Here is a 12909-nt window from a genome sequence, read left to right on the forward strand (position 1 = left end):
TGAAGGGCAGATATTTGATAAACTGAGGAAAGCATTTCCTGCATTGCGCTGTTCTATGCCCAAAATGGCGGTCAATGACAATGGGGACCCGTAGCCGGGAACTCATATGAATGTATGGATAATCCGCCATGGTGTAATGGCAGCACAGCGGCCTTTGGAGCCGTTTGTCTAGGTTCGAGTCCTAGTGGCGGAGCGTAAGCACTCAACGGCACCGTTGATAGAGAGTTAGCGGTCCGCGCTCACTCCTCACTCTTACAACCTCGTCTAAGGAGTCTTCCCAGTGAACACTGAACTGGCACCCTCTGCAGTGATTGTTCTCGCCGCAGGCGCTGGTACGCGCATGAAGTCCGCGACCCCCAAGGTCATGCACGGCATTGGTGGTCGATCCATGGTTGAGCACGCTGTCGCTGCTGCACGCGATCTGAACCCTGAACGCCTCGCTGTAGTGGTGCGCCACCAGCGCGACAAGGTCGCCGAGCACGTGCTCGCTTTCGACCCCGACGTGACCATCGTTGACCAGGACGAAATCCCCGGCACCGGTCGCGCCGTTGAGGTCGGCCTGAATGCTCTGGATGCGCAGGCCCCCGTCTCGGGTACCGTGCTGGTGACCTATGGCGATGTGCCCCTGCTGCGTCCTGAGACTCTGCGCGAGCTTATCGCTTTCCACGAGCAGGACAAGAACTCCGTCACCGTGCTGACCACCCACATGGACGAGCCCGGCTCCTACGGCCGTATCGTGCGTAACCAGGCTGGCGAGGTGACCGCCATCGTCGAGGCGAAGGACGCCTCCCCCGAAGAGCTCGAGATTACCGAGATCAACTCCGGTATCTACGCCTTTGACGCCGACGTGTTGCGCGAAGCCCTGCTTGAGGTGACCACCGATAACGCTCAGGGCGAGAAGTACATTACCGATGTGCTGTCCATCGCCCGTTCGAAGGGCCACCGTACCTCCGCCCTGGCCATTGAGGACCGCTGGGAGGTTGAGGGTGCTAACGACCGTGTGCAGCTGGCTCAGCTGGGCCGCATGCTCAACAACCGCATCCTCGAGGCTCACATGCGTAACGGCGTGACCATTGTCGACCCGCAGAACACCTGGATTGACGTGACCGTGCGCATCGAGAATGACGTGACCCTCCTGCCCGGCGTGCAGCTGCACGGCTCCACCACCATCGCTACCGGCGCTACCATTGGCCCGGACTCCACCCTGACTGACATGACCGTCGAGGCTGACGCTACCGTCATCCGCACGCACGGTTTTGGTGCTGTCATCGGTGAAGGTGCAACTGTTGGCCCCTTCGCATACCTGCGCCCCGGTACCGCCCTGGGCAAGGACGCTAAGCTTGGCACTTTCTGCGAGGCTAAGAACTCGCAGATTGGTGATGGCGCAAAGATTCCGCACCTGTCCTACGTTGGTGACGCCACCATCGGTGAGGGCGCAAACATTGGTGCAGGCTCTATTTTCGCGAACTATAACGGTCTGGTGAAGAGCCGCTCCGTTATTGGTGCTCATGCTCGCATGGGCTCCGCGGGTATTTACGTCGCACCTGTTACCGTCGGTGACGGTGCCTACTCCGGCGCGGGCGCGCTGATCCGTAAGGATGTTCCTGCGGGCGCCCTCGCCTACTCTGAGACTTCCCAGCGCACCATCGATGGCTGGGTTCTGAAGAACCGTGCTGGTACCGAACCCGCCGAAGCCGCTAAGGCTGCTGGCGCGCAGGAACCGGCAGAATCCTAATTCGAGGAAAGAACAACACCATGAGTAGCGAGATTACCAACCCCGGTGAGCGCAAGCTTGTAGTGGTCTCCGGTCGAGCACACCCCAAGCTTGCCGAGGAGATTGCGCAGGCACTTGATCACGACCTGCTGCCCACCTCCGCATACACCTTCGCCAACGGCGAGACTTACGTTCGCTTTGAGGAGTCGGTGCGCGGTGCGGACGCTTTCGTGATTCAGTCGCACCCGGCACCCATCAACGAATGGCTCATGGAGCAGATCATTATGATTGATGCGCTCAAGCGTGCATCCGCTCGTTCCATTACCGTGGTGTCTCCCTTCTATCCCTACGCTCGTCAGGACAAGAAGCACAAGGGTCGCGAGCCCATCTCGGCACGTCTGATTTCGGACCTGTACAAGACCGCGGGTGCTGACCGCCTGATGTGCGTGGATCTGCACACTTCGCAGATTCAGGGCTTCTTCGACGGTCCGCTTGATCACCTCTTCGCAATTCCGGTTCTGGCTAAGCACATCCGCGAGCGCGTGGACGACCTGTCCAACGTGACCGTTGTGTCCCCGGATACCGGTCGTGTCCGCGTGGCTGAGCACTGGGCTGACCTGCTGGACGGCGCACCTCTGGCATTCGTGCACAAGACCCGCGACATCAATGTCCCCAACCAGGCTGTTTCTAAGACTGTTGTCGGTGACATCGAGGGCCGTACCTGCGTGCTGATTGACGACATGATTGACACCGGCGGCACCATTGCTGGCGCCGTGAAGGTCCTCATGGACAAGGGTGCGAAGGAAGTTATCATCGCAGCTACTCACCCGGTTCTGTCCGATCCGGCTGCTGAACGTCTGTCCCAGTGCGGTGCTGTAGAGGTTGTCGTGACCAACACCCTGCCCGTGCCGGAAGAGAAGCAGTTCGATAACCTGACTATTCTCTCCATTGCTCCGTTGATCGCTCGCGCTATTCGCGAGGTCTTCGATGAGGGCTCTGTGACCGAGATTTTCGATCACTAAGCTTTCTCAAAGCGTGAAGAAAGTCCCCCGCTGACCGTGGTCGGTGGGGGGACTTTCTTGTGATAGAGGCTAAAGCTAACCCGGCTGGAACAGAGATTTGTTTCAGCCGGGTTAGTGCTGTATTTAGCGCCGCGTGCTTAGCGGTGTGCTTGTGCGAGCCAGGGCAGAATCACACGCAGGGACTGCTCTACCTCGTCCACGGCAACCTTCGCTGCTGCGGGGCCACGGCGGTAGGGGTCTTCCAGCTTGTCGCTATCAAGCGGGCGGGCACCGTAGGAGTAGAGGTAGGACAGCGGTTCGGCGCGGCGTGCATCCTCGCGGATTCGTGCAACCTGCTTGAGTAGCTTAATCTTGGCGTGGTGCTGGGGCCACTCGCGCACGATCCAGTCGGCGTGTACCTTCTCAGCGACCAGGATGATGGTGGCGTTCTCGATAATCTGCTCGTTGAGCTGGCGGGAGGCGAAGCCCTCCGGGTTGTAGCCGCGCTCAATGAGCTCGTTGGCTATGTGTTCGTAGACGCCGTGGCCAACGAGAGCGCCGGTGCCTGCGCTGGAGAAAATCCATTTGTCTTCCAGACCGTACTCTGCGGCAAGGTGCTTGGAGATGACCTCACCGGATGCGCTACGGGCAATGTTTCCAGTGCAGACGAAGACAGCTTCGAAGGGGCCGTCACCGCTAGTGCTACCGGCACGATCGAGGGTTTTGGGGGAGAGCTTGAACAGCGGGGTGCGCTCGCCGCGGGTGTTAGTAGCGGGGGAGGGCAGCGCGTTTCCTGCGCTCTGGCTGTTGGCTTCTTCCGGGTCGGCGAGCTCTTCGGCATCAACGGTAGGTGCGTTGTGCTGACCCACGCGGATAATGCTGGGTCCTGCGGGCTTGCCGTCTACATCGAGGATGTCACCGGGGGCTGCTTCAATATTGGTGTGGGTGAGGGGCTGTGCGGAAACGGAGGCGGTGCCGTCGGCGCTGAGCTCTTCTTCAGGGGTGACTTCCTGGGAAGCTACTGCGGCGGGGGAGCGGACTTCGTAGTCCTCGATGGCTTCGCGGAGCGAACCGTCGGGGGTGATGGTGTGGGTTACCCCGCGGCGGTTCTTGCCTGCCAGTTCGGGGTTGCTCTTGATGAGGGAGCGGACTCCATCAGCAATATTTGCGGAGGGAGAGGCGGCGGTTGCCTGCTGGTCCTCGGCAGTTTCTGCGGGGTTCGTTTTGTTCTCGGAGGAGCCCCACGCGTACTTGTCCTTGAGGGACTTGATGTTGAAGATGCCCATCAAAAAGCCTTTTCTAATTGACGTACCCAACAGTGAACAGGGAAGCCGGAAGTGCTGGGTTTGCTGAATGAATAGTATCTATCATACCGAGTTACTTGCACCTTCAATGGTTCCTTTTCCTATGTGTGGCGAATACCCTACAAGTATGTCGGAGAGCAACAATATTCGTAGGAACATCCGTTTAAAAATGACCTAAAGTACAGAAAGCTCTCCAAACCTAAGGAAAGCCTGCATGCTAGAATTATGCCTAGACTCTACTCATCACTCCTCAAATATACGGGCCCGTCTGCAATTCATGGCGGGTCGAGAAAGGCATCATGAACCTTCTCGCAACGAAACCTCAGTTCCATCTGCAAACACGAGATCCGTCTTTTGGTAAAAGATGCTGAGATTTAACGGGTTTCTTGGTAGCTTGTTACACTTCTCTTCTCCATACAACGCTAGCGAGGGAGGCTCGGAGAGAGCGTGCCCCTCTGTGGTGGGTAGTAGAAGTTAAACAGGCTCACGGCACCAGAAACGGTGTTTATGGTGCAGAATGTTGAATTTTGGAATATCTATTTCAAACTTGTTTATTGTTGAAGGCTTAACCTTGTATCTAATAGTAAAATTTGGATTAAGACTCTGAATTTATTGTAGATACTGTAATGCTTCTTCTCGCATTCAAGTTATTTGTTCTATTGCGGATTGCTATCTGCAGAAGGTGCAGGTTTTATCGTGAAGAGTGTGTACTCTAAGATCCGACTTTTCTTCCCAGGTAAGAAATTCAGGCTCCTCATCATCAATATCATTGGCCTTTTCCTTGTGTCGCTGTTTGAGATGCTTGGTGTTGCGCTGGTGCTTCCTCTGGTGAACCTTGCTACGGGAGCTCCTCGTGAGGGTGTCATCTTGGAAGTTTCTAATTTCTTTGGCAACCCAGATACTCCGACCTTGATTATTATCTTTGGTTTGACTCTTGTTGCTGCGTTTGTACTTAAAGGCGTTTTTTCGCTGGTCGTCCGTCGCTGGAGTCTTAACTTTCTTGGTACTCAGCAGAGCGCGGTGTCGTTAGCCCTCTTGAATCGGTACATTCGTGAGCCTTATCTGGACCACCGCAAGCGTGGCGCAGCCCCAATTTATAACGCGGTGAATGATGTTACTGCCCAAGCATACGGTGCCTATGTCGGCGGTGTCTTAGGATTTATCGGTGAATTGCTGTCGATTCTAATGCTTATGGTCATGTTGCTGGTTATTATGCCTGTTCCAGCGTTGCTGGCAATGGTTTATTTCGGGCTAACATCCTTCTTTTTGCAGAGCGTTCTTAAGCGTAAGAACCGTGAACAGGGTGTTATTGTCCTGAATGCGACTAAGGGTGCATGGTCTGCGATGGTTGAGTCGGTAGACAGCTTCCGTGAGGTTCGTCTGTACGATGCGACTGATCGTTACATGTATCGTTACCAGGAAAAGCGTCTGGAATCGGTAAGTGCTTCTATGCGTAGTGCTTTCCTTTCGGAATTTCCTAAGTATACCCTTGAGATTATTTTTATCTTGGGTATTGCGGGTCTTCTTGCATTTATGAGCGCAACTCAGGGCGCAGACAGCACTGGGTATCTGATTCTTTTCGCGGGTGCTTGTATCCGAATCCTGCCAAACTATACTCGTATGGTGGCATCCCTTGGTAACATCCGTGCTGGTGAGCATGCCAGCGATGAACTTGTGAAGGAGATTAAGCAGCTCTCGTCTGAAGGTCGAATGTTTGTGTTGGCTTCTAAGCCTGTCGTTCCGGAAGGCTATGAGTACATCAATAAAACCATTGAACCGATTAACGTTCAGGTTGACAATTTGAGCTTCCAATACCCGGATGGTGATAAGCCGGTTCTTAATAACATTACGCTGGATATCCCGATGGGCTCTTCAATTGCTTTTGTGGGCGGTTCTGGCTCGGGTAAGACGACTCTAATTGACCTTATCTTGGGTCTTATCGTTCCGACCCATGGACAGGTGCTCAAGAATGGTGAGCCGATTCAGAAGGATTTGCGTTCTTGGCATCAGCGTATTGGGTATGTGCCTCAGGATGTCTTTATAGCGGATTGCACTGTAGCTGAAGCAGTCGCATTCGGTCTTGAGCCTCATGAGATTGATGTGGAACGTGTCAAGTACTGTCTTGAGGTTGCAGCGTTGACTGAAGTCGTAGCGTCTTTGGAAAACGGTCTGGATACTAAACTTGGATATAACGCAACTCGCCTATCGGGTGGTCAGAAGCAGCGATTGGGTATCGCCCGTGCCCTGTACCGTAACCCGAGCGTGTTGATTCTGGATGAAGCAACTAGCGCATTGGATAACGAGACCGAACACAAGATTACGAAGACCATCGAGCGTATTTCTAAGGACATTACGGTCATTATCGTGGCTCACCGCCTGTCAACGGTTCGCAATGTTGATCAGCTGGTTTATCTCTCCAAGGGCCAGATTGCTAATCAGGGTACTTTTGTTGAGGTGCAACAAGCCAACGCTGAATTCGCTAACCTGGTGAAGCTGGGACAGCTGCCTGAGTAAGTACTGGTTAATTTACCCTGTAACGGGTAGAAACCTTGAATAGGTTGGGGGCCTCTCGTCGATTGACGAGAGGCCCCCAACCTATATATCTAGTTCTAAGTATGTCACGTAGGTACGTCTAGAGTCCCGTATTTGTTTGTTTCTCCAGCAAATTGGCAACTTCGTAATTCATCTGCGTCGAAGGGCGCAATCTGCTCAGCACCAGCCTCAGTGACCTGATCTGCAAGCCAAGTCATTTTTCTGACTGGTAGTAGGCTACTTCTCGGTCCTGAATCGCATAGACCGGCAGAGTTTTACTGAGTTCCTGTAGAAGCTGCTCATAGGTGCCGTCAGTGGATCCATTATCTGCAACTAGAATATACTCCACACCTTTGTTTAGTAGATGATGAATCGTCTACTCGATAATATCTGCTTCATGCTTGACCATTGTGACGCCTCAGATAAAAGGACCTCGAGGAAGCTCTGTGCGAGTGAAGGTCTGTTCAAGGGCCGCATAACGCTGCGCGAATTCTGGGCTATTGCGGATAGCATGGGCTTTGCGGCGCTTTTCCCAGTCGACCTTCTGAACAAAGAGCTTACGCTTGGAGCTCCTTTGCCGTTGTCAGCAGGGTAGTTTTAGACATCATTGTGCCTCTCCTGAAATCCAGTTCTTTTTCTCGGGGTGGCTGATAGGTACCCACCGGGCGCGGTGCATCTGCGGACGCTCCTGATAGACACGAGCATCGGTAGAGATTAGCTGGTGAATATCGGGGGAAAGAACAATCTTCTGGGTCAGCAACTCCCCGATATACGCGCCCCAATAACCGAAAGTCGTATTGGTCAGAATCAGGTAAGGGGCGCTGGCCACAAGGGCCAGGTCATCGAACATGTCAGAGCCCTGCTTTTCAAAAATGCAGGGGGCAACCGAGCTCAAATGCGAGAGATTTTCCTTGCACCACTGAAGGTCATCCGATACGAATATAATCTTTGAAGGAGTCACGGTACCCTGAAGATTCTTCACCGCTTCCTCCACGTATGTCACCGTGTCAATTCCGAAAACTTCATTAATTTGAGGTACGGAATAGTAATCGCCACGGCGAATATTAATAACGAGAGAATTCTCATCTACCACATTCTGCATTTTCGCGAGGCGCTCACTAAAAGTCTCTGAAGAAAGAAGATATTCGCGAATAAAATAGTGCAAATCTTCTTCGCTGATATCCGTCTCAATATCAGCGGGGAAGTAACCACTACGGCGAGTGAAGAATCCGTACTCTGACTCAGGAGCAGTAATGGACGCGAGCTTTGGGAACTCCTCAGTCCATGCTTCCATCCCGGGGTTGTAGAGAAGGGAAGCCTTGTCGGTGCTTCGATGGCGCAAAGTCGCGGCACGAGCCCACAGGTACAGCCAATTACCTCCACGGGAAATCGGGGAGGAGAGAAGAATAATCTTTTCGCCACGACGCAGAAGGTTAATGTATTCCGCCAGGTACTTGTGGCGAATAGAATCGTAAGTCGCCTTGATAACGCGTTTAAAGGCGGGTTGCTGAACGGTATATTCGGCAACCCTTTCTGATTCATTGACGGCGCGGGTCTCAGAAGCCACGAGAAGGTCCCCTTCGGGTGTGTAAGATAGCGAGTTGATAGTGGGTGAGTATTTATCGGCTACACAGTTATCCGCTGCACAGTTAGTTGAAAAGTACAGCTGAAAAAGTAGTGAAGTTGTATAATCCTAAGGACGATAAAGCCTCCGTTATGGTGCGGTCTATCATCCCTCTCACTCAAGAAAGATTGTAATACATGACCTTCTCTCCCCGCGTTTCTGCGGTTATTCCTTTCTACGGCGAGCCCGAACCGGTTCTCGCCATTATTGATACTCTGCGTGCTCAGCAGGGTATTGACCCCGCCGATATCGAGATTATTGTCTCTGATGATGTTTCTCCCACCCCCTTCCCCGAGGTTGAGGGCGTAACCGTGGTTCGCCGCCCCGTCAACGGTGGTTTCGGTAAGGCTGTGAACTCCGGTGTTGCTGCCGCGACCGGTGAATGGGTTTTCATCCTCAACAGCGACCTGGAACTGGATAACACCTTCGTCTCGCGCATGCTCGCAGCCGTGGAACGCCACGGCGAGGTGCTGGCTAGCCCGCAGATTATTGGCCACGACGGCAAGCAGCAGTGGGTGGCACGCAAGTTCCCCACCGCAGCGCACGTGGCGTGGGAATGGTTCACCCCGCTGGCTCGTTTCAAGCCGACCAACTGGTGGCACCGCGGCGTTGGCCACGATGTTGAGGCATGCACCGGCACCTCGGACGCGAAGGTCAACTGGGTTATGGGTGCTTGCATGGTAGTTCCTCGCGAAACCTTCAACCGCATCGGTGGCATGGATGAGCGTTTCTACATGAACAGCGAAGAGGTGGACTTCCAGTACCGCCTCTCGAACGCTGGCGTGGACCGTTACTTGATTCCTTCGGTGACTGTAACCCACGAGGGAGGCGGGTCTTCGCCCTCGGAGCGCCGTGTACAGTGGCTGACCACTGCCCGCTTCATTTATGCCGACAAGTGGGGCTGGGAGAAGAAGCTCGCTGCTGCTCTGCGTGCTACCAGCTACGCGAACTTCCTGGTGAACTCGGTGCGCGGTTTGCGCAATAAGGACGTGGACGCTCGTGGTTTCCTCGCCACCGAGCTGGATCGTATCGCCAAGGCAGAGCGCCGCGAGAACTAGGCGCGAAACGTGCGGAATCTACAGCGGCAGTTCCGCAAGATTTCTAGCCCTCTTCGTCAGAAGGTGCATATAGAACGTAGGAGGCGACACAGTGCACTCGAGTGTGTCGTCTCCTGCTTTCGTTGTAAAATTTCAATAGGTATGTTTTGCCTCAAGTTGCAGGTGAAACTTTCCGTTCCTCTTCACTCCAACACATAGCACCGCACGGTTCTACCCTGCGGGTTCTCAAGCAAACGCCGACAGGATTCAATCCTCATATGACTCAGCCCAAACTTCTACTGCTCTCACCCGCATTCCACGGGTACTGGAAGGCAATTCAGGCATCCCTGGAAGTGCACGGATACGAAGTGCGCACCCACATCTACGATGCGCCGGGTACTCTGCCCGAGCGCATCCTCAACAAGCTTGCCCACGAGCTGCCCGAGAAGTACCGCCCCGAAAGCTTCGCTGCTCAGGCTACTCGTAAGGCTATTGACGCTTTCAACAAATTCCGCCCCGATATTGTGTTGGTCATTAAGGGCGATATGCTCTCCCGCGAATGGTGGGACCTGCTGGAGACTTCCGGTGTTCGTTACGGCACCTGGCTCTACGACGAAATGCGCCGCATGAGCTACACCGAAGAGGACCTGCACCACCTGGGCGCGCTGGCAAGCTACAGCCCGCTGGACGCGCAGCACCTGCGTGAGCAGGGCTTCGAGGTGCTCGACATGCCCAACGCCTACGACACCCACTGCCCGGTTGTCCCCATGCGTGAGGACTCCATCAACTTCGTGGGCGCTAAGTACCCCAACCGTGAGGAGACCCTGCAGGCGCTGGTCGCAGCCGGTCTGCCGGTGCGTGCCTACGGTCGTGCTTGGTCGCGTCACCCCTACGATATTCTGCGCACTAAGCAGTTCAAGGATTCCGGCGTACCCGCAGGTCGCGATATTGACCGCTCTGAGGCGTACGGCATTATGGCGTCCTCCCCGGCAACGCTGAATATCCACAATAATCAGGATGGTTTCACCATGCGTACCTTTGAGGCTCCCGGCGTGGGCGCTCTGCAGGTGATTGACCGTGCCGATGTGGATCGCTACTACATTCCTGGCGAAGAGGTTCTGGTCTACGAGAGCATTGATGAGCTCATCGAGATTTGTACCCGTATTTTCCGTGAGCCGAAGTGGGCTCGTCAGATTCGTGAAGCCGGTCAGAAGCGTACTCTGGCTGAGCACACCTTCGATCAGCGTGTAAAGATTTTGGAGCAACTATGGGCCTAAACCTTTCTAAGATTGTGACCAAGATGCCGAGCGTGCGTTGGCACATGGCAGACCTGCTGGGCAAGACCCTGTACTCTCGAGCGTTCGGCTCTTTCGGCTCGGGTACTGTTCTTGTCCGCCCCCTGCGTATGGTCGGTGTAGAGAACATCTACCTTGGTGAGCAGATTGCAATCTACGAGGATGCGTGGATTGCTTCTGAAGCCGGCGGTATTCTGCGTATTGGTTCTGGCACCTATGTCGGTCACCGTAGCCATATTCACGCTCTGTCGAATGTGACTATTGGTAAGGACTGTGTCTTTGCCGACAATGTGATGGTCAATTCTGGCGAGCACCCTCTGGACTCTCTGCACGATGTGCAGCCCGGTGGCGACATCGTGATTGGCGATCGCGTTTTCCTCGGTCAGAATGTGTCTGTGCTCGGTGGTGTCACCATCGGAGACGGTGCTGTGATTGGTGCTGGAGCTGTGGTCACCCGCGATATTCCGGCTAATGCTGTGGCTGTGGGTATCCCGGCTACCGTTATTCGAGTCCGTTCGGGGGAAAAACAGGATGCTTAAGTACCCTCTGGATTTGGATGCCTGGCAGGCCTGGCAGAGGCGTCAGAAGAAGCTGAAGTGGGCTATGTACAAGCTGAATTCGCTTCTTGCCTCCGCACGTTCTCGGACCGTTGCGGAGGAGCCTGTACGCGGTCTTCTGTACACTCGCGGTACTAAGCCTCAGGTGCTGATTGTTATGGATTCGTTCTCTCCGACGAACCGCAATGCAATCTTGGAGCCTCTCAAGCACCTGGATGCTGTCGATGTTGCCCTGTGGGTTCCTGAGGACGCTAGCGATTACCTGGACGGACAGTACGCCAGCGAGCGCTACTCACGCAAGGACTGGTCTGAGCAGGAGATCTCCGGCGATGAGCTGATGCGCCTCCTGCCTGATATTCGCATTGTGCTTTCTGCAGCCCAGTTCCTCAGCCGCGGTGCAGTAGCTTACGAGTACGCTCGTGCAATTGGCGCAGAGTACTGGATGGTTCAGCACGGCCTGCTGGTGCCTCAGGCGCCGCCGCTACCGGTTGGATGCACCCTGCTGGCTTTCAGCGAAGCTGATGCTCAGTTCTGGGTATCGGGTCGCCGCGACGTCACCACTCACGCGGTGGGTTCGCAGCTGCTCTACCTTGCAGCACAGAAGGCCGCCGGTGCTGAGGCGCAGAAGCAGAACGACCTGGAACCGATCTTCCTGGGACAGATGCACGGTGCGGAACTGCCGCGCGCATCCTTCGCGTACGCTTCTCACTCTTTCTTGAAGAAGTTTGGTGGAAGCTACCGCCCGCACCCGAGCGAGAAGGATAAGCTGTCGGTGCTGACCCACCAGCTGTGGGAGAAGGAAGGCATCCGCATTGACCGTTCCGGTACCCCGCTGAACGAGGTACCAAACCCGGTGGTGTCCATCTTCTCTACCGGTGTTCTGGAGGCTGCAATCCGCGGAATCCCGGCGTGGGTTTACCACCCGGCACCGCCGGCATGGCTGGTGGAATTCTGGGACCGCTACGGCATGAACCAGTGGGGTCAGGAACCGACCCCGGCACCGGTTCAGCCGAAGAAGGAACCGGCACAGCGTATCGCTGAACTTATGATTGAAACTTTGGAGGCATAATGCGTATTCTCTGCGTCATCCCCGTGCGCGGTGGCTCGAAGGGCATTCCGCGTAAGAACCTGCGCCCCATCGCGGGTAAGCCGCTGGTTGCATGGACCATCGAGCAGGCACTGGCTGCTAAGGAAGAAGTAACCGGCGAGCACGAGCTGCGTGTTGTCGTCTCCACCGATGATGCTGAGCTGGCTGATATCGCCCGTGAGTATGGTGCGGAGGTGCCGTTCATTCGCCCGGCACACCTGGCTGAAGACACCACCGCAACCGAGCCGGTCATCGAGCACGCCATCGAGTTTTACACCGAAAACGGTTGGGCACCCGATGCAGTCATGCTGCTACAGGCAACCAGCCCCGTGCGTCTGCCCGGCACTCTGGCTCGTGCGGTCCGCCAGTTCGCGGAGAACGGCAAGGACTCCATGGTCGGCGTGATTCCGATTGGTCCGTTCATCTGGACCTGGCACGCTGACGGTGAGCCCACCGCGGCGTTCGAGATTATGGCTCGCCCGCGCCGCCAGGAGCTGACCAAGGAAACTTTCCGCTACCGCGAGAACGGTTCGATGTACATTACTAAGACCCACGTGTACATGGACCACCACAACCGCCTGGCGGGCTACCCCGGCGGTACTATTGACTTGTTCATGCTGGACGAGGTCGAGGGCGTCGACATTGACGCACCGATTGACTTCTCCGTGGCAGAGCATCAGCTCACTCAGATCCTGGCCGAAGGCAAGTAGCCTTCACCAGCGGCAGTACCTCGTCTGCTGCTCCCGGCTTGACCGGCA

Annotated in this window: 10 protein-coding genes and 1 tRNA gene; 9 read left to right on the top strand and 2 right to left on the bottom strand. The window is 55.3% G+C overall.

What is annotated here, in order from left to right; genetic code table 11:
• The first annotated feature begins 122 nt into the window (after nucleotides 1–122).
• The 3 genes from HMPREF2999_RS04635 to HMPREF2999_RS04645 all read left to right on the top strand — a co-directional run bounded on the left by HMPREF2999_RS04635 (nucleotide 123) and on the right by HMPREF2999_RS04645 (nucleotide 2736).
• Nucleotides 123–193 (top strand) — tRNA-Gln (locus HMPREF2999_RS04635).
• 87 nt (nucleotides 194–280) lie between these two features.
• Complete coding sequence (gene glmU, locus HMPREF2999_RS04640) at nucleotides 281–1735, top strand: bifunctional UDP-N-acetylglucosamine diphosphorylase/glucosamine-1-phosphate N-acetyltransferase GlmU (protein WP_070676130.1); 1455 nt, start codon at nucleotides 281–283, stop codon at nucleotides 1733–1735.
• A gap of 20 nt (nucleotides 1736–1755) precedes the next feature.
• Nucleotides 1756–2736 (top strand): ribose-phosphate diphosphokinase, encoded by a 981-nt coding sequence (locus tag HMPREF2999_RS04645; protein WP_070676131.1) that lies wholly within the window; start codon nucleotides 1756–1758, stop codon nucleotides 2734–2736.
• Between the two features lie 137 nt (nucleotides 2737–2873).
• Here HMPREF2999_RS04645 and HMPREF2999_RS04650 read toward each other — a convergent pair whose 3' ends face one another.
• Nucleotides 2874–4001: an arsenate reductase/protein-tyrosine-phosphatase family protein gene (locus HMPREF2999_RS04650; protein ID WP_070676132.1), complete on the bottom strand. Its 1128-nt coding sequence runs from the start codon at nucleotides 3999–4001 to the stop codon at nucleotides 2874–2876.
• Between the two features lie 723 nt (nucleotides 4002–4724).
• Between HMPREF2999_RS04650 and HMPREF2999_RS04655 the strand changes: the two genes are divergently transcribed.
• Nucleotides 4725–6533: an ABC transporter ATP-binding protein gene (locus HMPREF2999_RS04655; RefSeq protein ID WP_246823076.1), complete on the top strand. Its 1809-nt coding sequence runs from the start codon at nucleotides 4725–4727 to the stop codon at nucleotides 6531–6533.
• Nucleotides 6534–7155: 622 nt separating this feature from the next.
• Here the strand turns inward: HMPREF2999_RS04655 and HMPREF2999_RS04665 are convergent.
• Nucleotides 7156–8118, bottom strand: a complete 963-nt coding sequence (locus HMPREF2999_RS04665) for an alpha-1,2-fucosyltransferase (RefSeq protein WP_070676135.1) — start codon at nucleotides 8116–8118, stop codon at nucleotides 7156–7158.
• 194 nt (nucleotides 8119–8312) lie between these two features.
• On the opposite strand from HMPREF2999_RS04665, the gene HMPREF2999_RS04670 reads away from it, so the two are divergent.
• From HMPREF2999_RS04670 to HMPREF2999_RS04690, 5 genes are all read left to right on the top strand, one after another.
• On the top strand, nucleotides 8313–9233 hold the full coding sequence (locus HMPREF2999_RS04670) for a glycosyltransferase family 2 protein (RefSeq protein WP_070676136.1): 921 nt from the start codon (nucleotides 8313–8315) through the stop codon (nucleotides 9231–9233).
• A gap of 257 nt (nucleotides 9234–9490) precedes the next feature.
• On the top strand, nucleotides 9491–10489 hold the full coding sequence (locus HMPREF2999_RS04675; protein ID WP_070676137.1) for a CgeB family protein: 999 nt from the start codon (nucleotides 9491–9493) through the stop codon (nucleotides 10487–10489).
• On the top strand, nucleotides 10480–11046 hold the full coding sequence (locus HMPREF2999_RS04680) for an acyltransferase (RefSeq protein ID WP_070676138.1): 567 nt from the start codon (nucleotides 10480–10482) through the stop codon (nucleotides 11044–11046). The genes HMPREF2999_RS04675 and HMPREF2999_RS04680 overlap by 10 nt, the downstream gene beginning before the upstream one ends.
• Nucleotides 11039–12133: an RNA-binding protein gene (locus HMPREF2999_RS04685; RefSeq protein ID WP_070676139.1), complete on the top strand. Its 1095-nt coding sequence runs from the start codon at nucleotides 11039–11041 to the stop codon at nucleotides 12131–12133. The genes HMPREF2999_RS04680 and HMPREF2999_RS04685 overlap by 8 nt, the downstream gene beginning before the upstream one ends.
• Complete coding sequence (locus HMPREF2999_RS04690) at nucleotides 12133–12861, top strand: acylneuraminate cytidylyltransferase family protein (protein WP_070676140.1); 729 nt, start codon at nucleotides 12133–12135, stop codon at nucleotides 12859–12861. Before HMPREF2999_RS04685 ends, HMPREF2999_RS04690 begins: the two co-directional genes overlap by 1 nt.
• The last annotated feature ends 48 nt before the right edge of the window (nucleotides 12862–12909 follow it).

It is taken from the genome of Rothia sp. HMSC066H02, assembly GCF_001814995.1.
GTDB classification, from domain to species: domain Bacteria; phylum Actinomycetota; class Actinomycetes; order Actinomycetales; family Micrococcaceae; genus Rothia; species Rothia mucilaginosa.

Bases quoted from the DNA above. Each gene is read 5' to 3' on its own strand.
- HMPREF2999_RS04645 (WP_070676131.1), top strand. From the start codon at position 1,756: ATGAGTAGCGAGATTACCAACCCCGGTGAGCGCAAGCTTGTAGTGGTC.
- HMPREF2999_RS04650 (WP_070676132.1), bottom strand. From the start codon at position 4,001: ATGGGCATCTTCAACATCAAGTCCCTCAAGGACAAGTACGCGTGGGGC.
- HMPREF2999_RS04670 (WP_070676136.1), top strand. From the start codon at position 8,313: ATGACCTTCTCTCCCCGCGTTTCTGCGGTTATTCCTTTCTACGGCGAG.
- HMPREF2999_RS04675 (WP_070676137.1), top strand. From the start codon at position 9,491: ATGACTCAGCCCAAACTTCTACTGCTCTCACCCGCATTCCACGGGTAC.
- HMPREF2999_RS04680 (WP_070676138.1), top strand. From the start codon at position 10,480: ATGGGCCTAAACCTTTCTAAGATTGTGACCAAGATGCCGAGCGTGCGT.
- HMPREF2999_RS04685 (WP_070676139.1), top strand. From the start codon at position 11,039: ATGCTTAAGTACCCTCTGGATTTGGATGCCTGGCAGGCCTGGCAGAGG.
- HMPREF2999_RS04690 (WP_070676140.1), top strand. From the start codon at position 12,133: ATGCGTATTCTCTGCGTCATCCCCGTGCGCGGTGGCTCGAAGGGCATT.